The sequence below is a fragment of the Neorhizobium sp. SOG26 genome, assembly GCF_003491345.1.
Classification (GTDB): domain Bacteria; phylum Pseudomonadota; class Alphaproteobacteria; order Rhizobiales; family Rhizobiaceae; genus Neorhizobium; species Neorhizobium turbinariae.
Genome location: NZ_CP025512.1, coordinates 958,271 through 972,867, shown reverse-complemented (window position 1 = coordinate 972,867; position 14,597 = coordinate 958,271). Strand labels below are relative to the sequence as shown.

The window sequence follows — 14,597 nt, the reverse complement described above, 5'->3', positions numbered from 1 at the left end:
AGAAGATCAATCGTCTGCGATCACTTGCGTGTCAGCTTCAGCGAGTAACCGGTTGAATGTGAGTAAAATAGGGCTCCCGGCGCGCTATTAACCCTTGTGAAAGGTCTTCAGCATCGAAGCGTGGCGCAAGCAACACCATTGCGGCCTTCCAGTCACACTATCCACCGTTGGCGACGGCGCGCTCCCGGTAGCGGCGCACGGCATCAACAATGCGGTCGGTGACCTTGATGCGCCAGGAATCATCAAGGAGAAGCTTCTCGTCGTCCGGATTGGACAGGAAACCGAGCTCCAGAAGCACGGACGGGATGTCGGGCGCCCGCAGAACCTGAAAGCTGGCGTAGCGGTGCGGGTTGTTGATGAGCGCCACCTGCCCTTCAAATGATTCCACCACGTGCGAAGCGAGCGCCGAGGAGAAAGCCTGCGTCTCGCGGCGTGCGAGATCGAGCAGGATGTCGGCGACTTCCGGGGGACCGCTCTCGATGCTGAAGCCTGCAAGCTGGTCGGACAGGTTTTCGCGCGCCGCGAGGTTCTCCGCCATTCGGTCGGAGGCCTTGTCCGACAGGGTATAGACGGTGGCGCCGCGGATATCGCGCTGGTTCAGCGTGTCGGCATGCAACGAGATGAAGAGGTCGGCATGGCCCTGCCGGGCGCGCGTCACCCGCTCCGAGAGCGACAGGAAGGTATCGTCGTCGCGGGTGAGAAAGGCCTTGGTGCCCGGCAGCTTGTTCAACCGCTCCGCCAGGATCTTCGCGAAAGCCAGCGTAATGGTCTTCTCGGGCGTCTTCGTACCGATGCCGGTTGCGCCGGCGTCGATTCCGCCATGTCCCGCATCGACCGCGACGGTGAAGACACTGTCGCCTTGCGACGAGACCAGCGGATCTGGCGTCTCGGCCGATGGCGTCGACCAGTCCTGCGTCCTGACGAGGTTGGCAAAGACCTCCTTCGAGGTCATCTCCGCATCGAGTACCAGCCGATAACTGCCGTTGTCGTTCTCCTGCACCTCGGCCAACACCAGCTTCACCGGTTTCGTTGCCGTCAGCACAATACGGGCGCTCGTCTCGTCCATGGTCCCATAGCGAATGTCCTTGAACAGCCCACGTGCGCCGAGATCTTCGGCCGGGAATCCGAAGGCGGTCGCCGGCAGGTCCACGATCACGCGTTCCGGGTTGCCGACATAGTGGACGGAGAAGTCCGGCTTCTTCTCGAACTCCACGACGATCCGCGTGCGGGCATCGTCCCCGGCAACCCGTGCGCCGTAGGCAAGCAGAGGTGGCGCGATCGTCGTCGCGCGTACCGGAGCAAGCGCAAGCAGAAGCGCCGCGACTACGACAAGGAGCGTCGCGGTGATTCGCGCTGTACCGACCATCGAGGTTGTCGCGAGTTGCCCGAAGAGACCCGTCCCGTCGCGCCCGCTCAAGATGTCATTCTCATCGAAAGTCCCGTCCGCAAGATATGAGTACCCGCGATGCCATGTCCACGGCACCCCATTTGCCGGAAACATCGCGAATCATTATCCAATTTCAGACGAGGATAAGCCGAGCAATTCCATCCAGAATATGGCCGACTTGGCTTTTCCCTTGCCAATGTGACAGATAAACCATACAACGCGAACGAGGGTAAAAGTGTTGACGGGATAGTCTGCCGATAGGCTGCCAGCCACTTATGGACCGGGCGCCGACGACCGACAGTCATCCGCCGTCGTTACACTTTCTCCTGATACTGAATCACGTCCGGCGGTGGCCGGTGCAATCCCGGATGGCACGCCATCCAACGCTCGTTTGGAGCACACTCATCGGGCCTTTCGGCCTTCGTATTGTCTTTCTTGTTGGTCTTCGATGTTGCGGCACAAAATCTATAACCTGAAGGGACTGAGGGAGCGAGGAGCCCCGTCAATCTTCGGGTTGCTGCAATGGGCAGGTCCTGCGGGAACATCTTTATCCGGCGCAGCGACCCGTTCGCATGACAAGCCTGCCTTCATGGCGGGCCTGTTCGCGTTTCCTCGCCTGCGCCGAGGAGCAGAATTTCAATGGCAGACAAAATGCTTATCGACGCGTCTCACGAAGAGGAGACGCGGGTAGTCGTCGTTCGCGGCAACCGGATCGAAGAGTTCGATTTCGAGTCGCAACATAAGAAGCAGATACGCGGCAACATCTATCTCGCAAAAGTAACCAGAGTTGAACCGTCGCTTCAGGCGGCGTTCGTTGATTACGGCGGCAACAGGCACGGTTTCCTTGCCTTTGCCGAAATCCACCCGGACTATTACCAGATCCCGCTCGCTGACCGTCAGGCCCTGATGCAGCAGGAAGCGGAAGACCAACGCAAGATTGCAGAAGCCGAAGGCGCCGACCCGGTGGTCGATCTCGCCCAGGAAGAACAGCCGGACGTTGGCATCACCCCCGCCCCCGCTCCCCAGGTAGAAGCAGCGCCCCAGGCAGACCAGGCCAGCGAAGCCGGCGCCGAGGCTGCCGAAGCAAGCCCGGGTGAAGAAGCCGCCGCTCAGGAAGAAGAAAAGCCCAAGGCAAAGCCGAAGCGTACGCGCTCCCGCAAGAAGGCGGTTGAAGCCGTAGCCGAGGAAGCGCCGGCAGTTGAAGCCCAGGCAACTGACGCTGCTGCAGAAACCACCGGATCCGAAGCTCCGGCTGAAGGCGACGCCTCCGGTTCGGACGACGACGATTCCAAGCCCGGCGAAATGGCCGCAATGGTCGAGACCGATTCGATTTCGGAAGAAGTCAGCGCGCGCCGTCCGTCCGATGATGATGACGAGGACGAAGACGACCACCACGAGAAGGAAGAAATCGAGTCCGTTGGCGCCGAAGACGCCATGGAAGAGGTTCCGGATCGCGTCGTCCGCAAGCCACGCAAGCAGTACCGCATCCAGGAAGTCATCAAGCGCCGCCAGATCCTGCTGGTTCAGGTCGCCAAGGAAGAGCGCGGCAACAAGGGCGCAGCGCTGACGACCTACCTGTCGCTCGCCGGCCGTTACTCCGTCCTGATGCCGAACACGGCTCGTGGCGGCGGCATTTCGCGCAAGATCACCCAGCCGCAGGACCGCAAGCGCCTGAAGGAAGTTGCCCGCGAGCTCGACGTTCCGCAGGGCATGGGCGTCATCCTGCGCACCGCCGGTGCAAACCGCACCCGCGTCGAAATCAAGCGTGACTTCGAATACCTGATGCGCCTGTGGGAAAACGTCCGCACGCTGACGCTCAACTCGACTGCGCCGTGCCTCGTTTATGAAGAAGGCTCGCTGATCAAGCGTTCGATCCGCGACCTCTACAACAAGGACATCAACGAGATCATCGTCTCGGGCGAAGAAGGCTATCGTGAAGCCAAAGACTTCATGAAGATGCTGATGCCGAGCCACGCCAAGGTGGTTCAGCCCTATCGCGACATCCACCCGATCTTCTCGCGCTCCGGCATCGAGGCGCAGCTTGACCGCATGCTGCAGCCGCAGGTGACGCTGAAGTCAGGCGGCTACCTGATCATCAACCAGACCGAAGCGCTCGTCGCAATCGACGTCAACTCGGGCCGTTCGACCCGCGAGCACTCGATCGAGGACACCGCACTCCAGACGAACCTGGAAGCGGCCGAGGAAGTGGCGCGCCAGCTGCGCCTGCGCGACCTTGCCGGCCTCATCGTCATCGACTTCATCGACATGGAAGAAAAGCGCAACAACCGCGCTGTCGAGAAGAAGCTGAAGGATTGCCTGAAAAACGATCGCGCCCGCATCCAGGTCGGCCGCATTTCCCATTTCGGCCTGCTCGAAATGTCGCGCCAGCGCATCCGTGCCTCGGTGCTGGAATCGACGACGCAGGTCTGCAGCCATTGCGGCGGTACCGGCCACGTTCGTTCGCAGTCGTCGATCGGCCTGCACGTGCTGCGCGGCGTCGAGGAATACCTGCTCAAGAACACCACCCACGACATCACCGTGCGCACAACGCCGGAGATCGCGCTTTACCTGCTCAACCAGAAGCGCGCTTCTATCGTCGATTACGAGAACCGCTTCGGCGTCTCGATCTACATCGAGTCTGACGTCAGCGTCGGGGCCGCCCACTTTGCAATCGACAAGGGCGAGCCGGTCGAGAACCCGGTGAAGATCGAGACCCTGGTCCCATTCGCCTCCATGCCCGTCGAAGACGAGGATGATGACGTCATCATCGAGGAGGAGGACGAGGACGAAGAAGAGCTTGCACCGGCACAGCCGCAGCAGGCTGCTCAGGATCGCGCCCAGGGTGAAGACGGAAACCGCAAGCGCAAGCGCCGCCGGCGTCGTCGCAACCGCAATGGCGGCGAGCGTGGCGCAGAAGGTGATACCGTCCAGGCATCTGGCGACGACATGTCGGACAGCGATGAAGACGACGGCGAAGGCGAGGACGATGCATCCGAAACCACCGCTGACGCAGACGCGTCCGCAGCAACCGCATCGGGTGAAGAAGGCGATGAAGGCAACCGCCGCAAGCGCCGCCGTCGCGGCAAGCGTGGTGGCCGCCGCAACCGCAATGGTGAGGAAGGCAGCGAACTGAACGCTTCCGAATCCGAAGATGGCGATAACGAAGGCGAAGGCGAAGGCGAAGAAGGTGCTGCCGCAGCTGAAAGCGCTGTAGCCGAAACGGAAGTCGCCGCTGAAACGGAAGCTCCTGTTGAAACGGCGGCTGCGGAGGCTCCTTCGGAAGCCGAAGCGGTTGTTGCCGAAGAGACCAAGCCGAAGCCCCGCCGTGCTCGTCGTGGCAAGGCCCCGGCCGCCGCAGAGGCCGCTGCCGTGGAAGCGCCAGCAACCGAAGCTCCAGCAACCGAAGCACCGGTCGCCACCGAAGCCACCGCTCCCGAAGCGCCTGTCGAGGCCGTTGTGGAACAGGTCGATGCTGCACTTGGCGAAGAGCCGGCCGCTCCCGCTGAGCCTGCTGCTGAAGCGCCCGCGGCTGACGCCAGCGAAGAAGCCAAGCCGGTTCGCGCCAACCGCGCATCGAATATCTCTTCCTCGACCGAGGCAGTGGTGAAGAGCTCCGAACCGACCGCTGCGCCGGAAGGTGATGGCGAACCGCCGAAGCCGAAGAAGGCCGGCTGGTGGCAGCGTCGCGGCTTCTTCTGATAGCCAATAAATGTGATCTAAAGGCCGCCTTTCGGGGCGGCCTTTTTTGTTGCCGGAGTTCCCGCCCCCTTCGCAAACTGATTCAAGTTGTTGCCAGTTTGATTCAATCGCCGCCGCTAAGTTACTGGGAGGTAACGGCGGTTTCCATCTCCTCCACGAACAATTGATGCCGGGACTGCAGCGATCAAAACAGTTTCCGGTTTTGCAGGCCGGTCGAATAGCCTAAGCTCGTGACACGACGCAGCCTGCTTCGGCGCTGCCATGCACACCAACGAGGAAGTGAATGACCCGCCTGTTCAAGACCCTTGCCGCCGGCTCCATGCTCGCTCTTGCCTTCACCCATGCGGCGCCGGCGCTCGCCATCGATGAACAGCAGAAGCAGGAAATGGGCGCGTTCATCCGCGAGTACCTGCTGCAGAACCCGGAAATCCTTCTTGAGGTACAGGATGCCCTGCAGGCCAAACAGGCCTCGCAGCGCACGGCCATGTCGACCAAGGGCATCGCTGACAACAAGCAGGCGATCTTCACCTCACCAAACGACGTCGTGCTTGGTAATCCGAAGGGCGACGTCACCGTGGTCGAGTTCTTCGACTACAATTGCGGCTACTGCAAACGCGCGCTGTCGGACATGAACGAACTTCTGGAGAAGGATCCGAACATCCGCTTCGTCCTGAAGGAGTTCCCGATCCTCGGTCCTGACTCACTTGCCGCCCATCGTGTTGCGAATGCCGTCCGGCTGCTCGCGCCCGGCAAGTATGCCGAGTTCCACCAGGAGCTCATGGGCCAATCGCACGCATCCGAGAAGTCGGCGATCGCTGTTGCTTCGTCGCTTGGGTTGAATGAAGCGGATATCCGCAAGTCTATGGCCGAGAACCCGAACGACGACATCGTTCGCGAAGCCTACGAACTGGCAACCGCGATCGGCATCACCGGCACGCCGACCTATGTCGTCGGTGACGAAGCTGTCTTCGGCGCCCAGGGTGTCGATGCGCTCGAGCCGAAGGTCGCCAATGTCCGCGCCTGCGGCAAGGCCACCTGCTAACTCCCGCCTCAAGCTCTATCCAGTAGGGGACTGGCGCGCCTTTCGGCGCTTCAGGGCTTTCCCTTGCGATCTCACCGGTCTATAGGTGGCCGCTGAACTTCAGGATGGAACAAAAGATAGCCGATGAACAAGACGGTCTTCGTCCTCAATGGCCCGAACCTCAACATGCTTGGGAAGCGCGAGCCAGGCATCTATGGCGGCAATACGCTCAAGGATGTCGAGAACGAATGCGTCGCGGCCGGCGCGGCATTGGGTCTGACTGTCGACTTCCGCCAGAGCAACCATGAAGGGGTCCTGATCGACTGGCTTCATGAGGCAAGCGAGAAGGCTATCGGCGTCGCCATCAATGCGGGCGCCTACACGCATACCTCGATTGCGCTTCACGATGCGATCAAGGCCATCTCCGTTCCGGTGATCGAAGTTCATATCTCGAACGTCCATGCACGCGAGCATTTCCGCCACCACTCGGCGATCGCTCCAGCGGCCAAGGGCGTGATTTGCGGCTTCGGCATCCAGAGCTATGTTCTGGCGCTCAACGCCCTGAATTCCCTTAGTGCCTGACACGATAAACAACACAAACAGGATTTGCCATGTCTGAGAAGAAGAACGGGATCGACAAGGGACTGATCCGCGACCTAGCGAACATCCTCAACGATACCGACCTCACGGAAATCGAGGTCGAGCAGGACGACCTGCGTATTCGCGTGTCGCGCCAGGGTGCGACCCAGTATGTTCAGGCGCCAGTCGCTCCTTCCTTCGCTCCTGCCGCCGCTGCACCTGCAGCAGCAGCCCCGGCCCCGGTTGCCGCTGCCGACAACAAGAATGCCGTGACCGCTCCCATGGTCGGCACCATCTATCTTGCTCCGGCTCCTGGCGCCCGCGCCTTCGTTGAAGTCGGCACGATGGTCAAGGAAGGCCAGACGCTCCTCATCATCGAAGCGATGAAGACGATGAACCAGATCCCCTCGCCGCGTGCCGGCAAGGTGACCGAGATCCTGGTCAACGATTCCCAGCCGGTCGAGTTTGGCCAGCCCCTCGTCATCATCGAGTAAGGCCCATGATTTCGAAGATCCTCATTGCCAACCGTGGCGAGATCGCGCTTCGTGTCCTGCGGGCCTGCAAGGAGCTCGGCATCGCGACTGTTGCCGTCCACTCCACGGCTGATGCGGATGCGATGCATGTGCGCCTTGCCGACGAAAGCGTATGCATTGGGCCGCCCCCGTCGCGCGAAAGCTATCTGAACATCCACCAGATCGTCGCTGCCTGCGAAATCACTGGCGCGGATGCGGTGCATCCCGGCTACGGCTTCCTGTCGGAAAACGCCAAGTTCGCCGAGATCCTCGAAGCGCACGGCATCACCTTCATCGGCCCGACGGCCGAGCACATCCGCATCATGGGTGACAAGATCACCGCCAAGAAGACCGCGCAGGAACTCGGCATTCCCGTTGTTCCGGGTTCTGATGGCGAAGTGAAGCCGGAGAACGCTCTGGAGATTGCCCGCGCGATCGGTTTTCCGGTGCTAATCAAGGCAACGGCCGGTGGTGGCGGACGCGGCATGAAGGTCGCCAAGAACGAAGCGGATCTCGAAGAAGCCGTTTCCACGGCCCGTTCGGAAGCGCTTGCCGCATTCGGCAACGATGCCGTTTACATGGAAAAGTATCTCGGCAAGCCACGCCACATCGAAATCCAGGTCGTCGGCGACGGTGAAGGCAACGCCATCCATCTGGGCGAACGTGACTGCTCGCTGCAGCGCCGCCACCAGAAGGTCTGGGAAGAGGCCAACTCCCCTGCCCTCAACGTCGACCAGCGCATGAAGATCGGCCAGATCTGCGCCGACGCGATGAAGAAGCTCAAGTATCGCGGTGCCGGTACGATCGAGTTCCTCTACGAAAACGGCGAGTTCTATTTCATCGAAATGAACACCCGCCTGCAGGTGGAGCATCCGATCACCGAAGCGATCACCGGCATCGACCTCGTGCACGAGCAGATCCGCGTCGCCTCTGGCGGTGGCCTGTCCGTGTCGCAGGAAGACATCGTCTTCCACGGTCACGCCATCGAATGCCGCATCAACGCCGAGGATCCGCGGACCTTCGTCCCGTCGCCGGGCACGATCACGCATTTCCATGCCCCCGGTGGCCTTGGCGTACGCGTCGATTCGGGTGCCTATGCGGGCTACAAGATCCCGCCCTATTACGACAGCTTGATCGGCAAGCTGATCGTCCACGGCCGCACCCGTGTCGAATGCATGATGCGCCTGCGTCGCGTTCTGGACGAGTTCGTCGTGGATGGCATCAAGACGACCTTGCCCCTGTTCCAGGATCTGGTCGACAATCCGGATATCGCCAACGGCGACTACGACATCCACTGGCTGGAACACTACCTGGCCGGAGACAAGGCGCACTAAGAAGGGCTTAGATGGCTGGGCGACGCGGCAAATATTATCCGGCAATCACACCGGACATCCTGTTGCGCGCCTATTCCATCGGTCTCTTCCCAATGGCGGAATCGGCAGACGACCCGGAGATCTTCTGGGTCGAACCCGAAGTCCGGGGCATCCTGCCACTCGACAGCTTTCACGTGTCGAAAAGCCTCGCGAAAACGGTCCGCCGCCGGCCGTTCGACATTCGCTTCGATACCGCGTTCGATGAGGTGATCGCCGCCTGCGCCGAACCGGCGCCTGACCGGCCGAGCACCTGGATCAACTCCACGATCCGGCGCCTCTACGGCAACCTGCACAAGATGGGACACGCACACAGCGTCGAAGCCTTCGAGGGCGATGAACTCGTTGGCGGGCTTTACGGTGTGTCGCTTGGTGCGGCCTTTTTTGGTGAGAGCATGTTCTCCCGGCGCACGAACGCCTCGAAAATTTGCCTCGTGCACCTCGTCGAGCGCCTCAAGGCGCACGGCTTCATCCTCCTGGACACGCAGTTCACCACCGAACACCTGAAGACGTTCGGCGCGATCGATATTGCCAAGGATGATTATCTGAAGCTGCTGCGCGAGGCCGTCGACCTGCCGCACCGGCGCTTCTGAACGTCAGTTGCTCGCGCTGCTTGGCGGCGGAACGTCCGATTCCTGTTTGCAGCCCGTCAGCCAGATATCGTAGATCGGGTGTTCCACGGCGTTGAGGCCTGGGCTGTCGGCAAACATCCAGCCGGAGAAGATGCGGCGAATCTTGCGATCGAGGGTGATCTCGTCCACCTCGATGAAGCCATCCACCCTCTGCGCTTCGCTTTCGTCACGGGAGTAGCAGACCTTCGGCGTCACCTGCAGTGCGCCGTATTGCACTGTTTCATCGACATAGACGTCAAAGGTGGTGATGCGGCCGGTGATCTTGTCGATGCCCTTGAACACTGCAACGGCATTGGAGATGCGGGCAGCAGACACGCCATCCGCCGCAAGCGCCGCCGACAGGGCGATGACACTGCCAAGCAGGTACTTGCGAAGATAAGACGTTGGCAAACCCATACTGCGTCCCGCTGCGGCCGTTACTGGCTTTGAGAGCTAGAGGTGGATTGTGGCAAAACCGGTGCGACCCGGGCCGCTCAGTTCCCCGGCGTCCAGGCGTCGTAGTCGCCGGTCACCCGCGGACGCTCACCGGTAGCGGCCAGCGAACCCTTCGGACGGTAGGCAAGCGGCGTGCCCGTGAGGTTTTCCTTGTGCGGCTTCTGCCATTCGCGCGGCGTGTAGGTTTCCTGCGACGGCGGCACGTCCGTGCGGTAGTGCATCCAGCCATGCCAGCCCGGAGCGATCGCGGAAGCCTCCGCATAGTTCTTGTAGATCACCCAGCGGCGCGGCTTGCCCCAGGAGGTCATCGGCCCTTCGTAATAGATGTTGCCGAATTCGTCTTCGCCAACCTTCTTGCCGTGGCGCCACGTGAAGAACCGCGTACCGATCGTCTGTCCGTTCCACCAGGTGAAGATCTGCAACAACAAGTTTTTCATGATCGGTCCGTCAGCTTCGAAAGCAGGTTAGGTAAGCGCTTTGACTTTGCCCCGCTTATGCCGCCTGCAGGCGCGGATGTCCAGCGATTCCGGGGCAAGTCCATGTCATTTGAAGGTCATATAGGCATCCGCCCTCAGACAGCCAGCCGCTTTTCCAGGATCACCGCCGGCAGGCCGGAATTGGGGGCGCCACACTCCGCCATGCAGTCGACTTCAACAAAGCCCAGCCGCTCATAGAAGGAAAGCGCGCGCTTGTTCTCCAGCGCCACTTCGACCCGCATGATCTCCGCATCCGGAAAGCAGCTTTCGAGCTCTGCGAAGATGTCGCGCCCGATGCCCTCGTTCTGGCACGAGGGCTTCACGTAGAGCTGGTGCAGCATGGCCGTCTTTGCCATCTTCGGATACATGGCGGCAAAACCCATGCCGCCGATCTCCTTGCCGTCGTCGGCAACGAGGAATTCCCCGTCCCGCTTCTGGATCCGCGCCCGGATGGCGTTGGCCGAGTGCCAGCTGCGCACCATCTCTGCCACCTTGTCTGCGCCGTAGAACGGATCGTAGGTGGCGTGGAAGGTCTCCGCCAGCAGGACGCGGATCTTCTCCACGTCCTCTTCTCCTGCGGTGCGGACGAAGTAGACCATGGGCCTACTCCTCGATCCCCAGCTTCGCCTTGACGAGCGCCTGGACGGCCTGCGGATTTGCCTTGCCGCCGGTCGACTTCATGACCTGGCCAACGAACCAGCCGGCGAGCGTGGGCTTCGCCTTTACCTTGGCGACCTGATCCGGGTTGGCGGCGATGATCTCGTCGACTGCCTTCTCGATCGCACCGGTGTCGGTCACCTGCTTCATGCCGCGGGCTTCGACGATCTCCGCGGGGTCGCCGCCTTCGTTCAAGACGATCTCGAAGAGGTCCTTGGCGATCTTGCCGGAGATGGTTTCGGCCTTGATGAGGTCGATGATGCCGCCAAGCTGGGCGGGCGAAACCGGAGTCTCTTCAATGTCTTTGCCAAGTCTGTTCAAGGCGCCCAGCAAGTCGTTGATGACCCAGTTCGCGGCCATCTTGCCGTCGCGGCCTTCGGCCACCGCTTCGAAATAATCGGCAATCGCCTTTTCCGAAACCAGCACCGAAGCGTCATAGACCGACAGCCCCAGTTCGCGAACAAAGCGGGCCTTCTTGTCGTCCGGCAGTTCCGGCAGGTGCTCGGCAAGTTCGGCGATGAAGGCATCGTCGAATTCGAGCGGCAGCAGGTCCGGGTCGGGGAAATAACGATAGTCGTGCGCATCTTCCTTGGAGCGCATGGAACGCGTCTCGCCCTTGTTCGGGTCGAACAGGCGGGTTTCCTGGTCAATCGTGCCGCCATCCTCAAGGATGCCGATCTGGCGACGCGCTTCATATTCGATCGCCTGGCCGATGAAGCGGATGGAGTTGACGTTCTTGATCTCGCAGCGCGTGCCGAAGGGCTCGCCCGGACGGCGTACGGAAACGTTGACGTCGGCGCGCATCGAGCCTTCGTCCATGTTGCCGTCACAGGTTCCGAGGTAGCGCACGATGGAGCGCAGCTTGGTCATGTAGGCCTTGGCTTCGTCCGACGAGCGCATGTCGGGCTTCGAGACAATCTCCATCAGCGCCACGCCCGAACGGTTGAGGTCGACATAGGACATGGTCGGATGCTGGTCGTGCATCGACTTGCCGGCATCCTGTTCCAGGTGCAGGCGCTCGATGCCGATCTCGATGTCCTCGAACTGGCCCTGACGGTCCGGACCGAGCGAGATCACGATCTTGCCTTCGCCGACGATTGGGTCCTTGAACTGGGAGATCTGGTAGCCTTGCGGCAGGTCGGGATAGAAATAGTTCTTGCGGTCGAAAACGGAGCGCTTGTTGATCGCTGCCTTCAGGCCAAGCCCCGTGCGAACGGCCTGCTTCACGCATTCCTCGTTGATGACGGGCAGCATGCCGGGCATAGCCGCGTCGACGAGCGATACATTGGAATTGGCGGGCTTGCCGAATTCGGTGGAAGCACCTGAAAAGAGCTTGGACTTCGACAGGACCTGCGCGTGCACTTCCATGCCGATGATCACTTCCCAGTCGCCAGTGGCGCCGGGAATCAAGCGTTTCGGATCGGGCGTGCGGACGTCGACAATAGTCATCTGATGCTCGTGATATGGTCTCGGATAGGTGTTCTGGAGGTAGAGCAAATGGCGCACAGGCGCAAGCTTAACCGACCACTTGACGCACGCGGAACGCGCTAGAAGCTTGCGCCATAGACGCCGAGATCAGGCTGGACGAGTTCCTTCGCCAGCCCCACGGACTGAACATCGCGATCGATCTTCGGCGAATAGGTGACGGTCAGCCATTTCAGCGAGTAGCCGTGCTTCTCGAAGAAGCCGATCGCCTCGCTGTTTTGCGCATGTGTCTCGACCCGTGCCACGTCAAAACCCTGGTGCAGGATCTCCGCCTCGATTTCGGCGAGGAGCAGTTTCCCGAGCCCCTGCCCCTGATAAGCCGGATCGACCCAGAAATCGGAAATCAGCTCATCAAGCTTCTCGCGGGCTGCCCAGCCGGCCAGCACGCCGCCGCGTTCAATGACGGTGATCGTCAGCCAGGACGAGCGGGTGAAGTTCAGGAAGGCCGAACGCGCGCCTTCGCGCATGCTGTTCATCTCGCCAATGGCGGCCATGGCCTTTTCCCAGGACCGGAAGCCGACTTCCGCCAGCGCATCGACTTCATCTTCACGCGCGTTGCGGATCGTGCCCATGGCGCCCCCTTGCTTGCCCGGGCAGTAAAGCATTGCGCTTTGGCTTTGACCAGCGGCTGCCCCACCGCTTGACGATTCCCCCAAAGCATCCTAGTTCGAATCCCGTTGTCCTGATGGAGTTTTGATGTTCTCGTCCCGAGAGGCCCGCTGAGGGGCCGGCCGCCCAAGCAGCGCACCGGCCCAGACAAAAACGACCGCCCCGGCGCTTGCCGCGCCGGAAACGTTTTTGCGCGCTCGCACGAGCGCTTTTCCGGACACAAGAACTATGGACATTTCCCGCGCCGAACAGCGCATCCTACATCTGCTCGCCCAGGGCGGCAGGATCGAACTCACCCGTGACGACAACCGCAAGATCGAAAAGCTGCAGCTCATCACCCGCGAGGGCTGGGCGTTTTCCGGCCTCGACCTCATTACCTTCCGCAAGCTGAAGCAAAAGAAGGCGATCAAGTCCCAGGGCGGACGGCCGTACCGAATCACTGAAAGAGGTTTGGTGCTGGTGAGGTCCGAGCAGGACAACCGCTAAACGCAAAAAGGCGGCACCCGGGGTGCCGCCCCTTCAGAAGAACATCGGCAAATCCCGGTCCTTCAGAGGGCGCCGCTTCTTTTTTACGAGGCCTTGTGCCTCAATATCATCAAGCGCTAACCGTACCACTTTCAGATGTTGCGCGATTTTGTCGTCGCTCCAGATCTCCACCGACGACAGATCGAAAATTCGCAGAACTCGACCACGTCCCTCAATCCGCTGAGCGACATCCACAACCTCAACATCAACTTTCTCGCCGTAGAACTCGCTGTCCAAGAGGAATTTTTTGACGATAGAGATGTAGAGAGAAGCCTGATCGAATGAGAGACCGCCCCTTTTCCGAGGCTGCAAGTAGTAAAGCTTAACCGTCCCGCTCTCTGTGTAAAGGAAGGGCGCGCGATAGGAGGCTTGACGAGCCTCACCATAGGCGAAGAACCTGCCACTCAAATCGAATACGTTGGTAGTTCGCCCGAAGGCCAATGGCGCCGCTAGCTTTACAACCTCAATGTTGTGACACCGACCTACCTCTTCCATTCTGGACGGAGGAACGGCAATAAGGCTATCGATTCGATGCAAGCCCTTGTAGGCGGACTTAATTCGCTTAGTGGCATCGATGTAGTTGAAAACACCGCCTGAACCATCGAGTTCAGCGACAATATGATTGATCGCAGCGTCTTCGCTAAGTGTGGAAATACGAACAATGTCCGGGAGAGACAGAGAAAGGCGCAAGTTCTCCTCCTAATTAATTAGGTGCCTTTTCCTCGCTTCCTCCCAGACGAAGAACCCATAACCTAATTGATTCGTCCGGTATAAGCATACCCGGAACAACATCTCTTTCAGCTTTTTCCCAAACTTTTTGCCAAGGACCACCCCTCTCGTGCGTCAACTCCACAAGATCGGATGGATGAAAACCGTAGTAATAGGCAAATATATCCGTAAGGAACCGCTTTTTGTCTTTGGTAAGGTTAGCTACAGCCTCTCTCATTACGCCGGTGGAGACGTCCAACTTTTCCAGTTTTCGAGAAATCGGCGCCTTCCCCACTCCCTTAAGTTGATCGTATACAACCCTCACCACAGGCCCGTACTTCCACGCCTCGAACTTTTGCCCCAGCAGGGGTTCGTTATACTTTCCAAGGTGCCACGCATGCGCGAAGAATAGTATTTTTTGAAGCGGCAGATGTGTGAGTTGTCCGTCGCGCGTCCAAGCCAGCTCCAGAAAGAAATTGGCCACCGATCGCGCGTCCTCAGG

General features: G+C 60.3%; 15 protein-coding genes. 7 read left to right on the top strand and 8 right to left on the bottom strand.

Annotated elements, in window-relative coordinates; genetic code table 11:
* Nucleotides 1–157: 157 nt before the first annotated feature.
* Complete coding sequence (locus CYG48_RS04755; RefSeq protein WP_118851496.1) at nt 158–1,366, bottom strand: N-acetylmuramoyl-L-alanine amidase; 1,209 nt, start codon at nt 1,364–1,366, stop codon at nt 158–160.
* Nucleotides 1,367–2,026: 660 nt separating this feature from the next.
* Here CYG48_RS04755 and CYG48_RS04750 point away from each other — a divergent pair.
* The 6 genes from CYG48_RS04750 (at nt 2,027) to aat (ending at nt 9,161) form a co-directional block, all read left to right on the top strand.
* The gene (locus CYG48_RS04750; protein ID WP_118849329.1) at nt 2,027–5,086 is read left to right on the top strand and encodes an Rne/Rng family ribonuclease; all 3,060 of its coding nucleotides are present in this window, start codon (nt 2,027–2,029) and stop codon (nt 5,084–5,086) included.
* 283 nt (nt 5,087–5,369) lie between these two features.
* Entirely contained in the window at nt 5,370–6,128 is a 759-nt protein-coding gene (locus CYG48_RS04745) for a DsbA family protein (protein ID WP_118849328.1), read from the top strand.
* A 123-nt stretch (nt 6,129–6,251) separates the two neighbouring features.
* Complete coding sequence (gene aroQ / locus CYG48_RS04740) at nt 6,252–6,689, top strand: type II 3-dehydroquinate dehydratase (RefSeq protein WP_118849327.1); 438 nt, start codon at nt 6,252–6,254, stop codon at nt 6,687–6,689.
* 29 nt (nt 6,690–6,718) lie between these two features.
* On the top strand, nt 6,719–7,180 hold the full coding sequence (accB, locus tag CYG48_RS04735; protein ID WP_118849326.1) for an acetyl-CoA carboxylase biotin carboxyl carrier protein: 462 nt from the start codon (nt 6,719–6,721) through the stop codon (nt 7,178–7,180).
* Between the two features lie 5 nt (nt 7,181–7,185).
* Nucleotides 7,186–8,532, top strand: coding sequence for an acetyl-CoA carboxylase biotin carboxylase subunit (gene accC / locus CYG48_RS04730; RefSeq protein WP_118849325.1), 1,347 nt, complete (start codon nt 7,186–7,188; stop codon nt 8,530–8,532).
* Nucleotides 8,533–8,543: 11 nt separating this feature from the next.
* Nucleotides 8,544–9,161 carry a leucyl/phenylalanyl-tRNA--protein transferase gene (gene aat / locus CYG48_RS04725; RefSeq protein ID WP_118849324.1) on the top strand — a complete coding sequence of 206 codons (618 nt, stop codon included), beginning with the start codon at nt 8,544–8,546 and terminating at the stop codon, nt 9,159–9,161.
* A 3-nt stretch (nt 9,162–9,164) separates the two neighbouring features.
* On the opposite strand, the gene CYG48_RS04720 is transcribed toward aat, so the two are convergent.
* The 5 genes from CYG48_RS04720 to CYG48_RS04700 all read right to left on the bottom strand — a co-directional run bounded on the left by CYG48_RS04720 (nt 9,165) and on the right by CYG48_RS04700 (nt 12,825).
* Nucleotides 9,165–9,596, bottom strand: coding sequence for a DUF2155 domain-containing protein (locus CYG48_RS04720; protein WP_118849323.1), 432 nt, complete (start codon nt 9,594–9,596; stop codon nt 9,165–9,167).
* A gap of 77 nt (nt 9,597–9,673) precedes the next feature.
* Nucleotides 9,674–10,072: an NADH:ubiquinone oxidoreductase subunit NDUFA12 gene (locus CYG48_RS04715; protein ID WP_118849322.1), complete on the bottom strand. Its 399-nt coding sequence runs from the start codon at nt 10,070–10,072 to the stop codon at nt 9,674–9,676.
* 134 nt (nt 10,073–10,206) lie between these two features.
* On the bottom strand, nt 10,207–10,710 hold the full coding sequence (locus CYG48_RS04710) for a GNAT family N-acetyltransferase (protein WP_118849321.1): 504 nt from the start codon (nt 10,708–10,710) through the stop codon (nt 10,207–10,209).
* Nucleotides 10,711–10,714: 4 nt separating this feature from the next.
* Nucleotides 10,715–12,217, bottom strand: a complete 1,503-nt coding sequence (gene gatB, locus CYG48_RS04705) for an Asp-tRNA(Asn)/Glu-tRNA(Gln) amidotransferase subunit GatB (protein WP_118849320.1) — start codon at nt 12,215–12,217, stop codon at nt 10,715–10,717.
* Nucleotides 12,218–12,315: 98 nt separating this feature from the next.
* The gene (locus tag CYG48_RS04700; protein WP_118849319.1) at nt 12,316–12,825 is read right to left on the bottom strand and encodes a GNAT family N-acetyltransferase; all 510 of its coding nucleotides are present in this window, start codon (nt 12,823–12,825) and stop codon (nt 12,316–12,318) included.
* A gap of 265 nt (nt 12,826–13,090) precedes the next feature.
* Here CYG48_RS04700 and CYG48_RS04695 point away from each other — a divergent pair, with 265 nt between their 5' ends.
* The gene (locus CYG48_RS04695; protein ID WP_118849318.1) at nt 13,091–13,348 is read left to right on the top strand and encodes a YjhX family toxin; all 258 of its coding nucleotides are present in this window, start codon (nt 13,091–13,093) and stop codon (nt 13,346–13,348) included.
* Nucleotides 13,349–13,381: 33 nt separating this feature from the next.
* On the opposite strand, the gene CYG48_RS04690 is transcribed toward CYG48_RS04695, so the two are convergent.
* Both CYG48_RS04690 and CYG48_RS04685 read right to left on the bottom strand, forming a co-directional pair.
* Entirely contained in the window at nt 13,382–14,077 is a 696-nt protein-coding gene (locus tag CYG48_RS04690; RefSeq protein ID WP_118849317.1) for a hypothetical protein, read from the bottom strand.
* A 13-nt stretch (nt 14,078–14,090) separates the two neighbouring features.
* Nucleotides 14,091–14,579 carry a Panacea domain-containing protein gene (locus CYG48_RS04685; RefSeq protein WP_199925216.1) on the bottom strand — a complete coding sequence of 163 codons (489 nt, stop codon included), beginning with the start codon at nt 14,577–14,579 and terminating at the stop codon, nt 14,091–14,093.
* Nucleotides 14,580–14,597 lie beyond the last annotated feature (18 nt).

Bases quoted from the DNA above. Each gene is read 5' to 3' on its own strand.
- CYG48_RS04755 (WP_118851496.1), bottom strand. From the start codon at position 1,366: ATGGTCGGTACAGCGCGAATCACCGCGACGCTCCTTGTCGTAGTCGCG.
- CYG48_RS04750 (WP_118849329.1), top strand. From the start codon at position 2,027: ATGGCAGACAAAATGCTTATCGACGCGTCTCACGAAGAGGAGACGCGG.
- CYG48_RS04745 (WP_118849328.1), top strand. From the start codon at position 5,370: ATGACCCGCCTGTTCAAGACCCTTGCCGCCGGCTCCATGCTCGCTCTT.
- aroQ (WP_118849327.1), top strand. From the start codon at position 6,252: ATGAACAAGACGGTCTTCGTCCTCAATGGCCCGAACCTCAACATGCTT.
- accB (WP_118849326.1), top strand. From the start codon at position 6,719: ATGTCTGAGAAGAAGAACGGGATCGACAAGGGACTGATCCGCGACCTA.
- accC (WP_118849325.1), top strand. From the start codon at position 7,186: ATGATTTCGAAGATCCTCATTGCCAACCGTGGCGAGATCGCGCTTCGT.
- aat (WP_118849324.1), top strand. From the start codon at position 8,544: ATGGCTGGGCGACGCGGCAAATATTATCCGGCAATCACACCGGACATC.
- CYG48_RS04720 (WP_118849323.1), bottom strand. From the start codon at position 9,596: ATGGGTTTGCCAACGTCTTATCTTCGCAAGTACCTGCTTGGCAGTGTC.
- CYG48_RS04715 (WP_118849322.1), bottom strand. From the start codon at position 10,072: ATGAAAAACTTGTTGTTGCAGATCTTCACCTGGTGGAACGGACAGACG.
- CYG48_RS04710 (WP_118849321.1), bottom strand. From the start codon at position 10,710: ATGGTCTACTTCGTCCGCACCGCAGGAGAAGAGGACGTGGAGAAGATC.
- gatB (WP_118849320.1), bottom strand. From the start codon at position 12,217: ATGACTATTGTCGACGTCCGCACGCCCGATCCGAAACGCTTGATTCCC.
- CYG48_RS04700 (WP_118849319.1), bottom strand. From the start codon at position 12,825: ATGGGCACGATCCGCAACGCGCGTGAAGATGAAGTCGATGCGCTGGCG.
- CYG48_RS04695 (WP_118849318.1), top strand. From the start codon at position 13,091: ATGGACATTTCCCGCGCCGAACAGCGCATCCTACATCTGCTCGCCCAG.